The sequence below is a fragment of the Bartonella sp. AA89HNZF genome (assembly GCF_042196905.1).
GTDB lineage: Bacteria > Pseudomonadota > Alphaproteobacteria > Rhizobiales > Rhizobiaceae > Bartonella.
The window spans coordinates 84,488-103,866 of sequence record NZ_JBHIRD010000005.1 but is presented as its reverse complement, the minus strand read 5'-3'; the positions used below and the strand labels follow the sequence as shown (position 1 = coordinate 103,866).

At 36.1% G+C, this 19,379-nt stretch carries 17 protein-coding genes and 1 other RNA gene; 17 read left to right on the top strand and 1 reads right to left on the bottom strand.

Annotated features, from left to right (window positions below):
- Positions 1-43 precede the first annotated feature (43 nt).
- Positions 44-838 (top strand): molybdopterin-synthase adenylyltransferase MoeB, encoded by a 795-nt coding sequence (locus ACFIN0_RS04045; protein WP_375608045.1) that lies wholly within the window; start codon positions 44-46, stop codon positions 836-838.
- A gap of 920 nt (positions 839-1,758) precedes the next feature.
- Here the strand turns inward: ACFIN0_RS04045 and ACFIN0_RS04040 are convergent.
- Positions 1,759-2,322: a c-type cytochrome gene (locus tag ACFIN0_RS04040; RefSeq protein ID WP_375701964.1), complete on the bottom strand. Its 564-nt coding sequence runs from the start codon at positions 2,320-2,322 to the stop codon at positions 1,759-1,761.
- A gap of 104 nt (positions 2,323-2,426) precedes the next feature.
- Between ACFIN0_RS04040 and ACFIN0_RS04035 the strand changes: the two genes are divergently transcribed.
- The 16 genes from ACFIN0_RS04035 to ACFIN0_RS03960 all read left to right on the top strand — a co-directional run bounded on the left by ACFIN0_RS04035 (position 2,427) and on the right by ACFIN0_RS03960 (position 19,361).
- Positions 2,427-3,158: a 3-deoxy-manno-octulosonate cytidylyltransferase gene (locus tag ACFIN0_RS04035; RefSeq protein ID WP_375650831.1), complete on the top strand. Its 732-nt coding sequence runs from the start codon at positions 2,427-2,429 to the stop codon at positions 3,156-3,158.
- A complete protein-coding gene (locus ACFIN0_RS04030; protein ID WP_375606800.1) occupies positions 3,155-4,018 on the top strand; it encodes a prephenate dehydratase in 864 nt (287 codons plus the stop codon). The genes ACFIN0_RS04035 and ACFIN0_RS04030 overlap by 4 nt, the downstream gene beginning before the upstream one ends.
- Positions 4,019-4,556: 538 nt before the next feature.
- Complete coding sequence (locus ACFIN0_RS04025) at positions 4,557-4,964, top strand: hypothetical protein (RefSeq protein ID WP_375610537.1); 408 nt, start codon at positions 4,557-4,559, stop codon at positions 4,962-4,964.
- Between the two features lie 1,598 nt (positions 4,965-6,562).
- An RNA gene (ffs, locus tag ACFIN0_RS04020) (signal recognition particle sRNA small type) lies at positions 6,563-6,660 on the top strand.
- A gap of 223 nt (positions 6,661-6,883) precedes the next feature.
- Positions 6,884-8,824: a DNA polymerase III subunit gamma/tau gene (locus ACFIN0_RS04015; RefSeq protein WP_375701963.1), complete on the top strand. Its 1,941-nt coding sequence runs from the start codon at positions 6,884-6,886 to the stop codon at positions 8,822-8,824.
- Between the two features lie 14 nt (positions 8,825-8,838).
- The gene (locus tag ACFIN0_RS04010; RefSeq protein ID WP_375606797.1) at positions 8,839-9,162 is read left to right on the top strand and encodes a YbaB/EbfC family nucleoid-associated protein; all 324 of its coding nucleotides are present in this window, start codon (positions 8,839-8,841) and stop codon (positions 9,160-9,162) included.
- A gap of 30 nt (positions 9,163-9,192) precedes the next feature.
- Positions 9,193-9,798, top strand: a complete 606-nt coding sequence (gene recR / locus ACFIN0_RS04005; protein ID WP_273790577.1) for a recombination mediator RecR — start codon at positions 9,193-9,195, stop codon at positions 9,796-9,798.
- A 49-nt stretch (positions 9,799-9,847) separates the two neighbouring features.
- Complete coding sequence (locus ACFIN0_RS04000; protein WP_375701962.1) at positions 9,848-10,876, top strand: YeiH family protein; 1,029 nt, start codon at positions 9,848-9,850, stop codon at positions 10,874-10,876.
- An 859-nt stretch (positions 10,877-11,735) separates the two neighbouring features.
- The gene (gene tsaB / locus ACFIN0_RS03995) at positions 11,736-12,422 is read left to right on the top strand and encodes a tRNA (adenosine(37)-N6)-threonylcarbamoyltransferase complex dimerization subunit type 1 TsaB (RefSeq protein WP_375610542.1); all 687 of its coding nucleotides are present in this window, start codon (positions 11,736-11,738) and stop codon (positions 12,420-12,422) included.
- A complete protein-coding gene (gene rimI / locus ACFIN0_RS03990; RefSeq protein WP_375701961.1) occupies positions 12,422-12,913 on the top strand; it encodes a ribosomal protein S18-alanine N-acetyltransferase in 492 nt (163 codons plus the stop codon). The genes tsaB and rimI overlap by 1 nt, the downstream gene beginning before the upstream one ends.
- Positions 12,914-12,944: 31 nt before the next feature.
- Positions 12,945-14,321 (top strand): tRNA (N6-isopentenyl adenosine(37)-C2)-methylthiotransferase MiaB, encoded by a 1,377-nt coding sequence (miaB, locus tag ACFIN0_RS03985; protein WP_375701960.1) that lies wholly within the window; start codon positions 12,945-12,947, stop codon positions 14,319-14,321.
- A gap of 158 nt (positions 14,322-14,479) precedes the next feature.
- The gene (locus ACFIN0_RS03980) at positions 14,480-15,580 is read left to right on the top strand and encodes a PhoH family protein (RefSeq protein WP_375610576.1); all 1,101 of its coding nucleotides are present in this window, start codon (positions 14,480-14,482) and stop codon (positions 15,578-15,580) included.
- Between the two features lie 19 nt (positions 15,581-15,599).
- Entirely contained in the window at positions 15,600-16,067 is a 468-nt protein-coding gene (gene ybeY, locus ACFIN0_RS03975; protein WP_375606792.1) for an rRNA maturation RNase YbeY, read from the top strand.
- A gap of 109 nt (positions 16,068-16,176) precedes the next feature.
- Positions 16,177-17,202: a hemolysin family protein gene (locus ACFIN0_RS03970; RefSeq protein WP_375606791.1), complete on the top strand. Its 1,026-nt coding sequence runs from the start codon at positions 16,177-16,179 to the stop codon at positions 17,200-17,202.
- Positions 17,165-18,799 carry an apolipoprotein N-acyltransferase gene (gene lnt / locus ACFIN0_RS03965; protein WP_375701959.1) on the top strand — a complete coding sequence of 545 codons (1,635 nt, stop codon included), beginning with the start codon at positions 17,165-17,167 and terminating at the stop codon, positions 18,797-18,799. The genes ACFIN0_RS03970 and lnt overlap by 38 nt, the downstream gene beginning before the upstream one ends.
- Before the next feature lie 148 nt (positions 18,800-18,947).
- Complete coding sequence (locus ACFIN0_RS03960; protein WP_375606789.1) at positions 18,948-19,361, top strand: helix-turn-helix domain-containing protein; 414 nt, start codon at positions 18,948-18,950, stop codon at positions 19,359-19,361.
- The last annotated feature ends 18 nt before the right edge of the window (positions 19,362-19,379 follow it).

The window sequence follows — 19,379 nt, the reverse complement described above, 5'->3', positions numbered from 1 at the left end:
TAAACTTAGTAAACAATAAAAGAACTATGACAAGAGAAAATTTATGACACAAGAAACAGATACAAAATTAAGCAACGAAGAAATCGAACGCTATGCACGCCACATCATTTTGCCTGAGATTGGTGGTGCAGGGCAACAAAAGCTAAAAAAAGCACGTGTCCTTGTTGTGGGCGCTGGTGGTCTCGGTGCTCCTGTCTTAACCTATTTGGCTGCCGCAGGTGTTGGAACCCTTGGAATTATCGATAATGACATTGTTTCACTTTCCAATTTACAACGCCAAGTTATTCATAAAACAAGTGCAATGAACAAAAGCAAAACAGACAGTGCTGAAACCACTATAAAAGCAATAAATCCCCATGTTGTAGTTGAAAAACACACCCTACGCTTAGATAACAGTAATGTGGATAAACTGCTCAATGCTTACCACATCATTGTTGATGGAAGTGATAATTTTACGACACGCTATCTTCTTGCTGATCACGCTGCCCAATGTAAAAAACCTTTAATAAGTGGTGCTGTAGAACGTTTTAATGGCTCATTAACCGTCCTTATGCCATATAAAGACAATAATCCTCACTATCGCGATTTATTTCCCACGCCTCCTGCTCCCGATACTATTCCAACATGCGCTGAAGCTGGAATTATCGGTGTTTTACCCGGTGTTATTGGGACCCTACAAGCAATGGAAGTTATTAAAATGATCACAAACATCGGAGAGCCATTAGTAGGAAAGATTCTTCTCTATAATGGATTATTAGCACAATTTAATATTATTACTTATAAACGCTCAAATTATAAAGAAAATGCCATAGTTATTAAGAAGCTTGGAGAATCTTGATGATGTTCTCTCTTCCACTAACTTTTAGCACTCTCGCAATATGTATTGAAATACTAATATTTTATCGTAAGTCATCGAAACATTGTAACCAATGAAACCTATTAAATTTATCACAAATATGGAAAACCTTTTGTGAAAAAATAATTCTCTATAATGGATTATCATCATAATTTCATGTCATCGTCTATAAATAGACAGAGACTCGTGCAAACTTAGCTCCCATCAGTATTCTTGTGTAAAAAATTTTCAACGTAGATAAAAATACAATCAACGGAACTCTATTCAACTATTTTACTAGTCACACATAAAAATTGTTTCACATGAAAGTGCTCACTTCAAACCATAACCTATAAATAATCTAAGTCATATTTTAGTGATCGGTACTATAAAAGGTCAATGATCTGTCCACACACTTCTAACCTTAAGAGAAAACGTCTATTCATCAAGCATCATAAAATGCAGCTTAGGATTATTGCACGTATAAGAACAATCAATTGTCTCAGTTCATAAGAAAAATACATGGGAATTGATGTAAAAGTACATAGGGATTGATGTGTATAGAAGGATTGAGATAAACCTCATGGAGAGCTTTAATTACATAATTATTGCATTCAGAAGCAGAAAGCAGCGGCTCATGAATTGATAATCCTTCAGCAATAATTTCACAGACAAGTATATGTAGAAAAAGTGAAGCACACAAATCTTGAAAACCAATCCACAGACGACAGTGTAAAAAGTGCATTTTTATAAAAGATCTCTTTAAAATAAGCGAGTAAATATGCAATGTTAAATGTGTTCTGTTTTGCGTGAGGGGCGTTCGCCCTAACAAAACATCAATAAGAGCTCTTTTTATAAAACTGTGAAACTAAAATTACAAAAAAAATCAGACTTCTTTCTAAAATTAACATCTATGGTATAAGTTAATTTGGCTCGTTCGCTTTATTATTATTCATTGGTAAAGGAACAGGATGATCGGATAAACTGCGTAAATAAAGCAAAAGATCAGCACGATCTTGGTCATTTTTAATTCCACGAAAAGACATAATAGTCCCAGGAAAAGCTTCACGCGGAGAACGCAGATAACGATCTAACGTTACAAAATCCCATTTTTGATCAGAGTGCGCACGCAATACCCGTGAATAAGCAAAACCTGCTGATGATGCCAAAGGGCGGTCAACAATCTCCCAGAGAACTGGACCAACACGCCCTGCTTCATTGCGTCCAGAAGTATGGCATATGGCACATTGGCGAAAAATTTTACGGCCATTTTCAAAATTGCCTTGTTGAAGTCGGCTATTTAGTGATAGGGAAACATCAGGTGCTTTTTGTTTTTCTTTAAATATATCGTTCTTGGTAACTGTATGATAATATTGAACTGATGTAGGATGATCATAAACTATATTGCTGAGTGTGGAAATTCCCACAACAATGACCAACACACATAAACAAGCAAAAACAAAATAGATAACTCTCCAGCGATTCATAAAAACTCAAATGTTCATGGTTTCATTACCATTTTTAGTATAAGCTTTTTCTTTATAACACACAACATCCTAAATGCATCACAGACGACGTTTGGAATCTTGCAATGGCTCTTGAACCAATTATTCTTATTCCTGCCCGTATGGGCTCAACCCGTCTACCTCAAAAAGCTCTCGCTGAAATCGCTGGAAAGCCGATGATTGTTCATGTCGCAGAACAAGCAAAAAAAGCCGCATTAGGTCGAACCATCGTTGCAACAGATCATAATGATATCGCTAAAGCTGTTGCAGATTATGGGCATGAATATATCATAACACGAGGTGATCATAAGTCTGGATCTGATCGTATTTATGAAGCTTTAGTACGCATTGATCCTGAACAACGCTACAACGCCATTTTAAATATACAAGGTGACCTACCAACAATCATGCCTCGTGAAATCATTCGTGCACTACGCCCTTTAGAAAATAGCTTTACTGATATTGCAACCTTGGGTGCTCAAATCATTGAAGAAAATGAAACAAGAGATCCCAATGTTGTCAAGATCATTGGGACACCGCTTTCTCAAAATCGCCTTCGTGCTCTTTATTTTACTCGCGCCACAGCACCCTATGGAGATGGTCCTCTTTATCACCATATTGGAATATACGCCTATAGGCGCGAAGCACTTGAAAAATTTGTATCATTCAAACCCTCACCACTTGAGAAACGTGAAAAACTTGAACAATTACGTGCATTAGAAAACAATATGCGTATTGATGTGGAAATAGTCGATACAATTCCCTTAGGTGTAGACACACAACATGATCTCGATAGAGTTTGTGAGATTTTAGCATGAAAATACTTAAAAAAACCAATAAAATTTCTTTCCAAGGAGAATACGGCGCTAATTCCCATATTGCTTGCTCCAATATGTTCCCCAATATGGATGCTGTTCCCTCTGCTACTTTCGAAGACGCTCTTAATTTAGTGGAAAGCGGGAAAGCTGATCTTGCTATGATCCCTATTGAAAATACTCTTGCAGGGCGCGTTGCAGACATTCATCATCTTTTACCGCAGTCGTCTCTTTATATTATTGATGAATATTTTTTACCTATCCATTTTCAACTCATGGTTTTGCCCGGCGTTACATATGACGAAATTAAAACCGTCCACAGCCATACGCATGCCCTTGCACAATGCCGAAAAATCATACGAAACAACGGTTGGAAACCTGTTGTTTCTGCTGACACCGCTGGAGCTGCAAAATTTATTAAAAAAAATGCTAAACGTTCACAGGCTGCCTTAGCACCTTTAATCGCAGCAGAACTCTATGGACTTGATATTCTTGAAAGAAATGTTGAAGATAACCCTCATAATATTACCCGTTTTGTCATCCTTTCACGCTCCAAACGGCATGTCCCCAAACCTCAAAATGGCGAAAAAATCATCACCAGTCTTCTTTTTCGAGTGCGCAATGTCCCCGCAGCTCTCTATAAAGCTATGGGAGGATTTGCAACGAATGGTATCAATATGACAAAATTAGAAAGCTATCAAATTGGTGGAAATTTCAATGCAACACAATTCTTTGTTGATATTGAAGGACATCCTGAAGACCCGATGATGAAACTTGCCTTAGAAGAATTATCTTTCTTTTCTGCAGAACTGCGTATTATCGGTACTTATCCAGCACAAAACGATCGAACATCGTATATATAAAAGCAATTAAGCTGCTATCATTTTTTGTTGATATCAAAAAGCATCGTAAAAATTTCATAATGCAACGCATCTTGAAAGGGCTCGTTTTTTTCTACTCAACACCCTTCATAAACACTGAAGAAGAAAAAACAGCTCGTAATAGAATATATAAATTATTTTCATAATATTTTCTCACAAATTATATCATGATAAACCGCAATTCAACTCGTATAAAAACCAGTGTAAAAAAACACAGTAACCAAAAATAAAAACGCTTGTACCATCTATTTCCCTTTATATATTCAAAGAGAGACTCTTGAGAAAAGTCATTTCCTCTGACAATATTCCAATAAAGATAACGAACTTCTAAATTCGCTCTCAAAACAATTCAAATTATTATACATAATAGAGCATTCGAATCTTTTAGATTAATATCATTCTAAACATGGTTTAAAACTAGAAAATGCAACTTAGCCCTGATTTTAGCGTTAAGTTTGAACTTGTATCTTTATAAAAACTGATTTATGATTCACCTCACTTTAGAAAAAAGGAGAGGATAATGAAAAAAATCTTCACGCGAGGATTATTAGCCGCAAATATTCTCGCCTACTCTAGTGTTGCATTTGCTGGCTTTGGTGAAAAAAAATGGAATTTTGCGCGGGATGAAAGTGTTGTGATCACACCATCCTATACATTCCAGCAAGGAGTTGAATACTCTTGTAATACCTTTAAACCGAAGAAAGTATCCTTTACTTTATCATACTCTGCCCCTTCTGATTTAAACAAATTGAGAATTTTTGTTGATGATGAAAAGAAAATAACCCATGATAAAGAAAAGAAAATCTTTACCCTAAAAAATATAAAATCTCTTCATATAAGTTTTCCTTGGTCAGGACATTATATTTTTAAAAATATTACGAACAAAAAAGTTGTTGGAACAGATTGTGACACAGGAGGTTATGATTAACAATATTTCTATAACATCTAAATTTGAGTAGAGTTATTCTTTTTTTTAGGTGTTTTTTTCAAAATACGGCATAATGAACCATTAAAACTAATCGCTGAAAAGATTATTTTTATACTAATATGGCAAACCTTCAGATGCTTATAAGGTTAGATATTAAAGGACTTTTGCGAAAACTAGAAGACTAGACTTAAATTGTTCTGTATTTTCTACTATCAGAGCTATTTTTTTAATAAGAATATAACTTCTATCTTCGCAACTGCTTTATTTTAAGTACTATAAAGCACATCGTACCCAAATCACTTAGATAAACAGAAAGTAAAATTTGCATCTGCAGATGCATTCCTCACTGCACTTTAAGTCATACTCATTCAGCTTTTTATAAAAATTTATCTCGCTTTTCCCTCCTTATTAAAAAATCTAATTATTTAAAGCTATAAAATGTCGTGTATATAAAATACCATTTTTACAGTTATAAAATCATAAATCTGTGCCAGCCACCATTATTATTTTATAGCTTTTAAATTGCATCGTCTCTTGTATGAGTACAGTCCTTAAAAGATATGTGAAATCTTTTCTCCAATAATGGGAACACATATATTGATTTATCTAGTGATGAGCCCAACATCTTTAATGAAGAAAATCAGCACTCAAGAAAAAAGAGCGATAACATCTACTCAAGATTTACATTCATAGATGTTAAAAGAAAAAATATTACGTACTTGATATGCTCATTCACTATAGAAATGATGAAACTTTCTTATAAGTCAAGATACTGATTTATAAATATAATTCTCTGTTCTGCATATTGAATGAGAGTCCTGAATATCGTAAGATTCTTTCATTTCAAACTTGTTTATCTTGAATCAATCAAAACCATCTCCTTGTACGTCAAAAGCGGGATGAGTGTGGGGATAAAACTGTATAAGAAAGGAGTAAAATGGCTTTTATGAACCATCTTAAGTGCCAAGGGCTGTTGCAACACCCACAAGTTGGCAAATATTAATGATGGTGCCGGCGTGCTTCTTCACAAATGTAAAGATGGAGTTGCTCAATGGATTTATACCTCAGAAGCAGTATGTATACACTTTACAAGTGATGCGATGAAATAGAGTTAAAAATATTTCGTGTAAAAGCATGTAAATGTAAAACTTAAGTGTATTGTGTTTAGAGTGTTCTGTTTTGTATGAAGGGGGAGACGTCATTGAATCAATATTTTATAATTTTCATAAACAATATTCTTCCTCTAAATTTCTCATTATAATTCATTGCACGATCTATATGCTTTATTTTCCTTTTTTGCCGTTGCAAATTTTAATGATTCAACTTCGTAATTTTAGAACAGACGGAGCTATCCTAAAATTCTTACAGGCAAGTTTGAACGAATGATTATAATTATACATTCAGATTATCTTAAACGAAGAAAATATTTTCATCCCCAATAAATATGAAAAACTCCTGCTATGAAAACTGATAAATCCTCAATCTCTTTGTTGTTTATATGTCAATAAATTAAACGCAAAGGAAAATTCTTTGTCGTTCTTAGGATATTTTTCGTTTCCGAGCTTGATTTTTCATTCCAAATCGACAATATGAACTCGGGAGGTTGGTGGTGGACGAACTACTCGCCAACTGGGTCAGGTCTGGAAAGAAGCAGCCCCAACGAGTTCTGGTACGGGTCATTGTTCCAACCTCCTATTTTGCTGAAGAAATTATTTTTTATGCTGTCTTTTAGCGAGGTATTTTTAATCTTCAGAGCGGCATTTGTATGCAGCAAATAAAGGGATTTTGTTGTTTTTAAACAAATTGTCCCATAAATAATTTGATTAAGAAAAAATCCTTTTATATGAGACTACAGTATTGATCTATGCTTTTGTATTATCAAAATGTACGCATAAAGAACTTCGAAGTTGGAAATATTCATGGAAAATTTACCGGTAGAAACAGCCTATCGTGTTCTTGCTCGTAAATATCGACCCCAAAACTTCTCTGACCTCATTGGTCAGGAAGCTATGGTGCGTACTCTCACCAACGCCTTTGAAAAAGGTCGTATTGCACAAGCGTGGATGTTAACAGGGATTCGTGGCGTAGGTAAAACCACAACAGCACGTATTTTGGCACGTGCGCTTAATTATAAAACAAAAGATATTGACCAACCAACAACTGTATTGGACTCTCTTGGTGAACATTGCACACAAATTATCGAAGGACGCCATATTGATGTTATAGAAATGGATGCCGCTTCTCATACGGGCATTGATGATATTCGTGAAATTATTGAACAAATACGCTATCGTCCTGTTTCTGCACGCTATAAGGTTTATATTATAGATGAAGTACATATGCTCTCAACACAAGCCTTTAATGGTTTATTGAAAACTCTTGAAGAACCACCGTCGCATGTAAAATTTATTTTTGCCACAACAGAAATTCGCAAAGTTCCTATTACAATTCTTTCGCGTTGCCAACGTTTTGATTTGCGACGTATTGAATCAAAAGCTTTGAGTGCACATTTGCGCCAAATTGCGAAATATGAAAAGGTAGAAGTAGAAGATCAAGCACTCTCTATTATTGCCCGTGCTGCAGAAGGATCTGCACGTGATGCATTATCCATTTTTGATCAAGCGATTGCCCATAGCAATGGCAATGTTAATGCTATTGCGGTGCGTACAATGTTAGGATTAGCTGATCAAGCACGTATTATTGATCTTTTTGAATTTATCATGAAGGGCGATGTTGTCAATGCTTTACATGAATTACGCAGTCAATATGAAGCAGGTGCTGATCCTCTTACTATATTGACAGAACTAGCCGATTTTAATCATCTGGTCACACGTTTACGTTTTACACCAGAAATAGTGGAAGATTTCTCACTAACTGAAGAACAACGTTTAAAAAGTTTAGACTTTTCAAAAAAACTTTCCGTTCCTGTTTTATCCCGAAACTGGCAAATGTTACTCAAAGGATTACAGGAAGTTAATCAAACTGCACGTCCACTTCAAGCCGCTGAAATGCTTTTAATTCGTCTTGCTCACACAGCTGACCTACCAACTCTTGATGAAGCTTTAAAAAAGCTTACGCAAGAAAAAACACCTCTCACACTCGTTAAAAATTCTTCTCATCAAGAATCTACGAATGCAAATAATATAGCAAAAGAAACAACGGTCGATGCCCATACTTTCTCAAGCGTTACCAATACATTATCAGATCTATCAGATTTAAAAACATCTTTGAAAAGCCAATTAGATAATTCCTTACAACCGGAAAATTTAGTTAAAAATCAAACTCTTGAAAAAACCAACGCCCACGAAGTAACAAAAACTCTTGAAACTTTTCAATCTACTGATCTTTCTGAAAAGATTGAAAATTTATCGCATTGTGTCACACAAATAACAGAAGAGATTACTGAACCTAAAACTCTCGTAATTAATTCTTTGCACGATATTGTTCAATTAGCCGAACAGCATAATGATACTCCTTTCAAACTCCTTATTAAAGAATTTGTTCATCCTGTTTCTTTTGAAGCTGGGCATATTACCTTAAGACTTTCTGAAAATACCCCACAATTTCTTGCTCATGATATAGAAAAAAAGATATCTCAATGGACAGAAAAACGCTGGACAATAACTTTTGTTAATGAAGGAGGTGGCCCAACCTTACAGGAGGAAAGTATAGCGATTCAAAAGACTCTTTTTTCCAATGCAGAAACAGATCCTGATATCGCAAAAATCCTCAATCATTTCCCAGAAGCAAAAATTGTCGATATTCGACTCAATAAAGAAGAAAATGATCTTGATTTACTCCCCAATACCTTTAAAAATGCTGATATTTTTAAAAATAAAAATGATATCAATGATGAATAAGGATACCTATTCCTATGCGTGAAATGATGAGCATGATGAAAAAAGCCAAAGAAATGCAAGAAAAAATGCAGAAGATTCAAGAAGAAATAGCTAATCTGCAAGCTGTGGGCACTGCAGGAGGTGGTCTCGTCAATATCACTTTAAATGGAAAAAATATTATAACAGCAATTCAAATTGATCCTTCATTACTCAAACCTGAGGAAGCTGAAATTCTTGAAGATCTCATTATGGCGGCTTATAATGAAGCAAGAACAAAAATCGAAGTCGCAATAGAAGAAAAAACCAAAAGTATGACCGCAGGGCTACCACTCCCATCAGGTTTCAAGCTTCCATTTTAATGAAACGGATTTTTTCCGTGGGACAAAAATATGTCTAAATACATTGCAGGACCTGAGATTGAACGTCTCATTCAGATTTTATCACGGTTACCAGGTCTTGGTCCACGTTCAGCACGTCGTGCTGCGCTTCATCTTATCAAAAAAAAAGAGACATTGCTGGAGCCTTTGGGAGCGGCTATACAAGCAGCTATAGAAAAAGTCGGCATTTGTTCTGTTTGTGGAAATGTCGATACCATTGATCCTTGTTCAATTTGCACAGATTTACGCCGCGATGATACAACAATCATTGTTGTTGAGGATATTGCTGATCTGTGGGCTCTTGAGCGCGCAAAAACTTTAGCCGCACGTTACCATGTGTTGGGTGGACGACTCTCTCCCTTAGATGGAATAGGCCCTGATGAACTCAATATTGCCACCTTAATACAACGTGTTGTACAAAACCCTATTACGGAGATTATTCTTGCTGTCAATGCGACTGTCGAAGGTCAAACAACTGCTCACTATATCACCGATCAGCTTTCCAATTTTCCAGTTAAAATTACGCGACTTGCTCATGGTGTCCCTGTAGGAGGCGAGCTTGATTATCTTGATGACGGAACTTTAGCAGCAGCTGTACAAGCAAGAACAAATCTTTAAAACTTTTTCTTCTTAACCTTTAGCTTTTTAATGACGGGGGAATATTCAAGTGATCAAGAAAAAACTCTCACTTTTAAACGACTTTGGTCCTGGTATTTTAGTATGTTTACTCATATCAGCCTTAGCTTATGGTTTAGAAGTTGTAGAAAAACAGCTTTTTGCAGAAGCGTGGCTTGAAAGCCTTGTTTTGGCAATTCTTTTAGGCTCTATTACCCGTAGTTGTTTTACTTTGCCAACATATTTTCAAAAAGGTATCACCTTTTGTGCAAAAACACTTCTCGAAATTGCTATTGTTCTTCTAGGTGCAAGCATTAGTATTAATGCAGTCCTTTCAGCTGGTTGGAATTTACTTGCTAGCATCGTATTCGTTATATTCATAACAATTATCCTTAGCTTTGTCATTGGTCGACTTTTCGGGCTTTCTACACATTTAGCAATGTTAGTCGCTTGCGGGAATGCTATTTGTGGCAATTCAGCTATTGTCGCTGTTGCACCTGTCATAAAAGCAAAACATGACGATGTAGCCGCGTCAATTGCCTTCACTGCTCTTTTAGGGGTTCTTATTATTTTATTTCTACCCTTTTTACATCCATCTCTGAATTTGTCATTTAGCCAATATGGTGTGCTTGCTGGCATGGTTGTTTATGCTGTACCACAGGTTTTAGCAGCAACAGCATCTGTCTCTTTTCTGAGTGTTCAAATTGCAACAATTGTTAAATTGGTACGCGTTCTCATGTTAGGTCCTGTTATTTTTATTCTATCAATTATCTATCATCGCTCAGCACAAACACGTTTTCGTCTACATACTCTTGTGCCATGGTTTATAATCGGCTTTATTATCATGATGCTTATCCGCTCAAGCGGACTTATTCCTGAAACGGCTATAAATCCGATCAAACTTACTGCTCAGGTGTTCACTATCATTTCAATGGCAGCATTAGGTTTAGGTGTTGATATACGATCATTAAAAAAAGCAGGATGGCGCGTTATTTTGGCTTCAACCTGCTCCATAATTATTCTCGGTATTTGTAGCCTTATCATGATACAATTGAATGATTTAAATCATATAATACTTTGAAATATGCATTAATTGTTTCTTTTTTTAAGGGAGTATATAATAAATCAAAGATTTACTAATATCAAAAACAGTTCTTTCATAAAATCAGCAAAAATTCTAAAAATTTGCTTATTATCCTATATTCTATACAAAAAATTGAAAATGCTACGATATGAAGTGAAAACTATCGAATTTGCTTTTTCAATAAGCTTTTCAGTCTATAGTGATTTGCAACGGTATAGTATTCAATATGGAACGCATACAAAATAATGCTCTTTATTTCAGATCTGATTAAGTTAATTTTTTTATAGAAGACTGAATATATTTATGTTGCTCATTCACGTGCTTGTAAAAAAATACCTCTCAAGGCACATGAACTCCCTTTCAAGGCTGTGCCTGTGAATAATATAATGTAAAATCCCTATAAAGTGTATAAAATACATTATGCACCTCCCTCTTCGCTTCATAAAGTCACAAGCCTCTAGTATCAAACTCTTGCTAACTCCCAATGTTGCAATAGCTCTTGCATTTAAATGGTTTATGAGAGAAATTTTACTCTTTTCTTCAATAGTTTTATCCACACGCCAACTCTCTTTCATGCCGTGTAAGAAAAAGATTTTAATTTATGAGTTTGAAATGAAAAAATCTTACAATATCCAAGGATATTATTGAACATGGCAATAATAAACTATTATTATAAAATCAATTCATTGATAACAAAAACCAATAAGAATCACATCAACATCTCGTTCTATCCCATAAAAAGATATTGTTGCTTATTGGCACTAGTAACTTTCTTACAAATGAAATATACGATAATGAAAAGATTAAAAATACAGCAGGACTTTTATTTATCGTTTTATTCAACTAAAATATTTTTATGCTTATCCTTGCTATAGATACTGCTTCGATTTATTGTGCTGTTGCGCTTATTCGTCATAAATCTGTTATTGCGCGTATCAATGAGCGCATGAACAAAGGACATGCTGAAAAACTTATTGAGCAGATTACACAAATAATGACACAAGCCAATATGACGCTTGATCAAGTTGAGCGTATTGCTGTCAATATTGGACCTGGGTCATTTACTGGTGTACGTGTCGGTGTTGCAACAGCACGCGCTTTGGCATTAGCACTTGAAATACAAGCTGTTGGAGTGAGTGCTCTTGAAGCGTTAGCAGCACAAGTCATAAACAATAAAAGTACAGCATCGGCAATTACTGTTGTCATTGAAGCAGGGAGAGGGATGTTCTATCATCAAAATTTTCATAATAATCTCAAACCTTTGGGAGAACCGGGATTAAAAACAATGGAAAATATCCTCGAAGATTTGCCAAAAAAAACCCGCCTGACTGGCCCAGCTGCTGATGTCGTTGTGGAACATGTTAAAAACCATAAAATATACGAAAAAATTGTCCTAGAAAAAATCCCCTGCGAAGCGGCCGATATTGTAAACTATGCTTATCTTGCTGCAAACAAACAACCACAAAATTCACCTCGCCCACTCTATCTACGCAGTGCTGATGCAAAACAACAAACCGATTTTGCTTTACCACGAAAAAAATAATGTCCAAATTTTCATTGACAAAAAAGAATTTTGGAATTGCTCCGCTACAAGTTCATGATAGTGCTGCTCTTCATCAAATTCATCAGCATTGTTTTACCCCTTCTTGGGAAAAACAAGCTTTTGATAATTTCTTAACAGATCACTCTATCTTCGGATACAAAGTTTTTCTCATTGATCGCTCTGATCAAATTTTAGGCTTTTGCCTATGCCGTCTCATCCTTGATGAAGCAGAAATCATCACAATTGCTGTTCATCCTCATTATCGTCAAAAAGGAATTGGTACCTTTCTTATCGAAAGAACAGTTCACTATCTTCACGACAAGGGCGCCATAAAATTATTCTTGGAAGTAGAAGCCACAAATCTTTCTGCTTTGAACCTTTATCAACGCTTTGAATTTCAAAAAATTTCTGAACGTCTTGCCTATTACGCGTCAAAAAATGGTCGTGGTGATGCAATTATCATGCAAAAAACTTTTAAGCAAATAGATTGAGATTTGTGTAAAAAACATTTAGACAAGCACTATGAATAAAGTAAATCCTAAAAATACATCTCCTGTTGCTCCTAAAAAGGTTTTTATCAAAACTTATGGATGTCAAATGAATGTTTATGATAGCCAACGGATGACTGATAGTCTCAGTTCGCAAGGCTATGTGACAACACAAATTCCCAATGATGCCGATCTTATTCTTGTTAATACCTGTCATATTCGTGAAAAAGCAGCAGAAAAACTTTATTCTGATCTCGGTCGTTTGCGCGTTATGCGTCAAGAGCGCACACCTGATAAACCCCTTATGGTTGGTGTAACAGGTTGTGTTGCACAAGCTGAGGGAAGTGAAATCTTGCGCCGTGCTCCAACAGTGGATCTTGTTATTGGTCCACAAATGTATCATCGCCTGCCAGAATTGTTAGAAAAAGCCAAACAAGGGAAAAAAATTATCGAAACAGACTATGCTGTTGAAGATAAATTTGCTCATTTGCCGCCCCATAATAAACATGCAGTAAGAAAACGAGGTGTGAGCGCATTTTTAACAGTACAAGAAGGGTGCGACAAATTTTGCACTTTTTGTGTTGTTCCGTACACACGCGGTGCTGAAATATCACGGTCTGTCGAGCAAATTACTGAAGAAGCCCGCCAGCTTATTGAAGCAGGTGTTAAAGAGATTACGCTGCTTGGACAAAATGTCAATGGTTGGCATGGACAAAGTGCTGCTGGCAAAACTTGGCGTCTTGGCGATCTTCTTTATCATCTTGCAAAACTCGATGGTTTAAAGCGTTTGCGTTACACAACCAGCCACCCGCGTGATATGGATGATAGCCTTATTGCCGCACATCGAGATCTTGATATGTTAATGCCTTACCTCCATCTGCCTGTTCAATCAGGTTCAGATCGCATCTTAAAAGCCATGAATCGCCAACACAAAAGTTCTCATTATCTTCATCTTATCGAAAAAATTCGGACTGCACGACCCGATATTGCCTTTTCAGGTGATTTTATTGTAGGATTTCCAGGCGAAACAGATGAAGATTTTGAAGAAACCATTAAACTTATTCAACAAGTGCAATACAGTTCAGCTTATTCTTTTAAATATTCCCCCCGTCCTGGAACAGTGGGAGCCACAATGAAAAATCATGTTGATGAATCTGTAAAAGATGCCCGACTTCAACATTTACAAATCCTTCTCCTTGAGCAACAAAATGCGTTTTTGCGTTCTAAAATTGGTCAAAAAACGAACGTTCTCATCGAAAAACCTGGACGTCACTCAGGGCAAATGGTAGGACGTTCCCCTTGGCTTTTACCTGTTGTCGTCGATACAGAAGCCTCTACAGGTAGCGTGATAGAAATTCATATTAAAAATGCAAGCTCAAACAGTTTTGTTGGTGAAGTGACAAATAGATAAACATGCCTCTAACACCTTGTTCACAATAAATATTTTGGAAAACTCTTTTATTTTAAAAGAAAATGATTACATCTAAAGCGTGCACTTTTTGTAAAAAATTGTCTTTATAAAGTTTACTTAACAAAATGTGCAATATTTATGTAGATATGGAGAATAGACTGAAAACTTCAACCGAAAAAATAAAGCGTATTAAAGAAAAAGTAAATACGTCCCTTGAAAAGGCTGATACCTTGAAACAAACAAGCGCTTCAGATCTGAGCCAAGTTGTTTTGATTTTCGAAAATAATAAATATGCAAAAGCAGTTTTTGGTAAATTTGACGAAAATCTCGCTTATATCGAAAAAAAACTCGAACTTAGTATTCATCCGCGTGGTAATGAAGTCTTAATCCGTGGAAATATTTCTGTTATAAAACGTGCGCAATATGTATTGCAGCAGCTTTATGAACGAGCCAAAACACATCAAGAGCTCACTTTATCAGATATAAAAGGAGCGATTTCTATGGCAAATATACCAAAGAAGCAGAAAGAAGACACAATAGCACACAAATCTGCAACGAAACGTATACCAGCAAGGTTGAGTACCCATAAAAAAATAATTCATGCAAGAACTCCAACACAAGACGCTTACATAAGCGCTATGGAGCATACTGAACTTGTGTTTGGTATAGGACCAGCAGGAACAGGAAAAACGTATCTTGCTGTTGCTCATGCTGCAATGCTTCTAGAACGCGGTATCATTGAGCGAATTATTCTCTCACGTCCGGCTGTTGAAGCTGGAGAACATCTTGGTTTTCTTCCCGGTGATCTCAAAGAAAAAGTCGACCCATATTTACGACCACTTTATGATGCTCTTTATGATATGATGCCCGCTGAAAAAATAGAACGCATTTTAGCCTCTGGTGTCATAGAAATTGCTCCTCTCGCCTTTATGCGCGGACGAACACTTGCCCATGCCGCTGTTATTCTTGATGAGGCACAAAATACTACACCCATGCAAATGAAGATGTTTCTCACACGTCTTGGAGAAGGAACGCGTATGATTGTTACCGGTGACGTAAGCCAAATTGATTTGCCTATAGGGCAAAAATCAGGTCTCATTGAAGCAATTCGCATTCTTTCAAATGTAGAAAGCATCGCAATTGTGCATTTTGATGAAAAAGATGTTGTACGCCATCCACTTGTTGCTGCTATCGTTGGTGCTTATGATCGTGATTCAGAAATACAAAATAAAAAAAATCATTCGCATGCGATGCATTAAAAAATGAATTTGATTCATCATGATTATTATTGATATAATGATTAAAAGCGCAGGGTGGAATGATGAGAAAATGCTTTATAATATCACTGAAAAAGCATTAATGACAACTATGCATCATGTTTCATTGGCAAATGTTGTAAGCGAGATTAGCTTGCTTTTTACGAATGATGAACATATGGCACAAATCAATGCACAATGGCGCAACAAAAACAAATCTACTAATGTATTATCCTTTCCTGCTTTTCCACTTAAGGCTGGAAATCGACCTGGTCCCATGCTCGGTGATATTATTATTGCCCGAGAAACTGTTGTTTTCGAAGCAGAGAAAGAAGGAAAAACATTTCAAGACCATTTAACACATATGATTGTTCATGGTATCTTGCATCTGCTTGGTTATGACCATGAAACTGATGATGAAGCATATAAAATGGAAAAGCTCGAAAGAGAAATTCTTCAAAAGCTTTCCATAAGAGATCCTTACGCATAATTGTCTATCAATGATAAAATTTAACTTTTAAAATTAATATTACAAGCATACCATTTAAAGCCTCTTATTTATCTATTATAAGAAAGAAAGTTTAGAAGATTTCAAAACCATGGACAACAAAATAAATACACAAAATAATAGTCAAACATCTTCTAACAATGAAAAAAAATCTTCTCAACAGACGAATCATACAGAAAAATATTCTCTGATGAATCATTTATTTTCATTCTTACGTGGTCGTAATTGTGCACCTACGTCACTGCGCGATGATCTTACCGTTGCCCTCACGACTAACAATGAAAAAGATACCGCCCCCTTCTCGCCTGAAGAACGTACTATGCTGCATAACATTTTACGTTTACGTGAAGCACGCGTGGATGATGTTATGATACCTCGTTCTGAAATCGAAGCATTAGAAATAAACACTTCACTTGGAGAAACCCTTAAATGTTTTGCAAAAATTGGTCATTCTCGCATACCCGTTTATGCTGAAACTTTAGATGATCCGCGCGGCATGATCCATATCCGCGATATTCTTAACTATATGATTCGCTTTATTATCAATCCAACAAAAACCGAACAAAAATCCGATTTTCTTCAATTAAACCATACAGACTTACATACTCCAATCGGTGAATTGGACTTGATCCGAACAGTTCTCTTTGTTCCCAGTTCTATGCTTGCAAGCAAATTATTAACACGGATGCAAACTACACGAACTCAAATGGCTTTAGTTATTGATGAACATGGAGGAACAGATGGTCTCGTTTCAATGGAAGATATTGTTGAGTTAGTCGTTGGGGATATCGAAGATGAACATGATAATGTCGACAATGCTATCGTACGTGAACCCAATAATAAATGGCTCGTTGATGCAAGAACTGAACTAGAAGATGTGGAGAAAGCTCTTGGTCCTGATTTTATCGTAGGGGAATATGGTGATGAAGTTGATACTATTGGTGGTTTGATCGTCTCCATTCTTGATCGCATTCCTGCCAAAGGTGAAATTGTTGAAGCTGTACCTGGCTATAGATTTCGTATTTTAGAAGCTGATAAACGCCGGATTAAACGGTTGCGCATTTTTCGCATTCCAAAAAATGAGAATCTTGAAAACAATGCCATCCCTAAAGAATAGTTCAGCGTTTTTACACAATTTCATTGTTTTTTTATTCTCTGTTACAGGCTGGAAACGCCAAGCATGGATATTTCTGTGTGGTGCTCTTACTTCTTTTGCACTTCCACCCTTTTATTTAACACCTCTTTGCTTTTTAACTTTCCCTCTCTTTATTGTTTTACTGGACTCAATACAAGCCACCAAAAATAATAAAAAACATTTTTTTACTTACGCTTTAAGCTGTGGAACCTTTGGTTTTAGTTATTTTATTTGCGGCCTTTGGTGGCTATGCAATGCTTTGTTAACAGATCCAGATTCTTTTGGTTGGGCCGTCCCATTAGCCATTTTAGTCCCTCCACTCTACCTTTCTCTTTATTGGTTTTTTTCTGGTTTCATTGTCGGTTTATTATGGACAAAAGGAATAGCACGCTTTTTTGTTTTAGCCTTTGCATTAGGATTGTCCGAGTGGTTGCGTGCGTTTTTATTCACAGGATTTCCATGGAACTCTCTTGGCTATACAGCCATGCCAACCCCAATGTTCATGCAATCTGATGCAATCGTGGGACTTTACGGAATGAATATTCTTGCTGTCTTAGCCTACAGTTTGCCAACTGTTTTACTCACAGATGAAAAAAAGAAAGTGGCACTTTCTCTTTGCTTATCACTTATCTTCATTCACTGTGGTTTTGGGTTTTATCGTCTTCATACTATAGAAGACACAGCTGAAGATCAAAAAAGTGCTTATTGGGTGCGCATTGTTCAACCGTCCATCCAACAAAATATAAAATTGCGTGATAATACACGAGAAGCTATGTTGGAAGCGCATATGAAGCTAAGTGCAACACCAATAACCGATCAAAATTCAGAACCCGATTTTATCGTATGGCCTGAAGCTTCCGTTCCTTACCTTCTCTATGATCAATCATCTATCACAATGCACATCGCCTCTCTTTTAAAACCTAAACAATGGGCTATTGTTGGAGCAATACGCGCCAGCAATGATCTACCTCATTCCCAAACACAATATTTTAATACAATTGCAGTCATTAATGCTCAAGGTAATATTTTAAATACTTCCGATAAACTTCATTTGGTTCCTTTTGGTGAGTATCTTCCTTATCAGAATTTATTGAAAAAAATTGGATTGCGCACCCTTGCCGATAATATTGGTGGATATAGTGCTGCAAGTGTGCGCAAAATTGTTACAATGCCAAACGGATTTTCTTATCTACCCTTGATTTGTTATGAAGCAATATTTCCCCATGAAATGACTTTCAAAGGCTCCCCGCCTCAAGCAATTATTAATATTACAAATGATGCATGGTTTGGTGTAACACCTGGACCCTATCAACATCTTCAACAAGCACAGCTTCGTGCCGTTGAACTGGGAATTCCCCTCATACGGGCAGCCAATAATGGCATATCAGCTGTTATTGATTCTTATGGACGAATCGTTGTAGCTCTTCGACAAAATGCTGTGGGCATTATTGATTCACGAATTCCATCATCCATTACCCCTATAGGAAGCAATGAATACAGAACTTTCTCTACTTTTACCTTATTCATCCTTATGCTATTGTGTCGTATTGGTTTTGGTTTTACAAAACAGCTTAAATGATTCAAGTGCCCTTTGTACGGTATTATGTTGCGTGTACCAGTAATATTGGGAAAAAATATTACATATTGTTTTAATTATATGATAAATCAACTGCGCATAAATATGATGTTGGTTTAGAAGAAAAATGCTGGAAATAAAGAGTTGCATTATGACCGAAACTAGAAAAAAACCTGACCCTATAGATATCTATGTTGGAACTCGTATCCGTTTACGTCGTAATATTTTAGGACTCACTCAAGAGAAACTAGGTGAGAAATTAGGAATTACTTTTCAGCAAATCCAAAAATATGAAAAAGGAACAAACCGTATTGGTGCCAGCCGTCTTCAAGCGATAGCGGAAATTATGGATGTTCCTGTTTCTTACTTTTTTGATAAAGGACTTACCTCCCAACAAGTAGAAGGTTTTGCTGAAAGTGAACACAATTTTATAGATTTTTGTTCTAGCAGCGAAGGGATTCAGCTCATGCGCGCTTTTACAAATATATCTGATGCTAAAGTGCGTCGAAAAATTATTGACTTGGCAAAAGCACTTTCTGAGGAAGATTTGACAAATAAGTTATAAATTAAAATTATATCTTTT

What these genes read in the sequence shown, in the direction of transcription:
- ACFIN0_RS04045 (WP_375608045.1), top strand. Translation starts at nt 44, where the DNA reads ATGACACAAGAAACAGATACAAAATTAAGCAACGAAGAAATCGAACGC.
- ACFIN0_RS04040 (WP_375701964.1), bottom strand. Translation starts at nt 2,322, where the DNA reads ATGAATCGCTGGAGAGTTATCTATTTTGTTTTTGCTTGTTTATGTGTG.
- ACFIN0_RS04035 (WP_375650831.1), top strand. Translation starts at nt 2,427, where the DNA reads ATGGCTCTTGAACCAATTATTCTTATTCCTGCCCGTATGGGCTCAACC.
- ACFIN0_RS04030 (WP_375606800.1), top strand. Translation starts at nt 3,155, where the DNA reads ATGAAAATACTTAAAAAAACCAATAAAATTTCTTTCCAAGGAGAATAC.
- ACFIN0_RS04025 (WP_375610537.1), top strand. Translation starts at nt 4,557, where the DNA reads ATGAAAAAAATCTTCACGCGAGGATTATTAGCCGCAAATATTCTCGCC.
- ACFIN0_RS04015 (WP_375701963.1), top strand. Translation starts at nt 6,884, where the DNA reads ATGGAAAATTTACCGGTAGAAACAGCCTATCGTGTTCTTGCTCGTAAA.
- ACFIN0_RS04010 (WP_375606797.1), top strand. Translation starts at nt 8,839, where the DNA reads ATGCGTGAAATGATGAGCATGATGAAAAAAGCCAAAGAAATGCAAGAA.
- recR (WP_273790577.1), top strand. Translation starts at nt 9,193, where the DNA reads ATGTCTAAATACATTGCAGGACCTGAGATTGAACGTCTCATTCAGATT.
- tsaB (WP_375610542.1), top strand. Translation starts at nt 11,736, where the DNA reads ATGCTTATCCTTGCTATAGATACTGCTTCGATTTATTGTGCTGTTGCG.
- rimI (WP_375701961.1), top strand. Translation starts at nt 12,422, where the DNA reads ATGTCCAAATTTTCATTGACAAAAAAGAATTTTGGAATTGCTCCGCTA.
- miaB (WP_375701960.1), top strand. Translation starts at nt 12,945, where the DNA reads ATGAATAAAGTAAATCCTAAAAATACATCTCCTGTTGCTCCTAAAAAG.
- ybeY (WP_375606792.1), top strand. Translation starts at nt 15,600, where the DNA reads ATGATTATTATTGATATAATGATTAAAAGCGCAGGGTGGAATGATGAG.
- ACFIN0_RS03970 (WP_375606791.1), top strand. Translation starts at nt 16,177, where the DNA reads ATGGACAACAAAATAAATACACAAAATAATAGTCAAACATCTTCTAAC.
- lnt (WP_375701959.1), top strand. Translation starts at nt 17,165, where the DNA reads ATGAGAATCTTGAAAACAATGCCATCCCTAAAGAATAGTTCAGCGTTT.
- ACFIN0_RS03960 (WP_375606789.1), top strand. Translation starts at nt 18,948, where the DNA reads ATGACCGAAACTAGAAAAAAACCTGACCCTATAGATATCTATGTTGGA.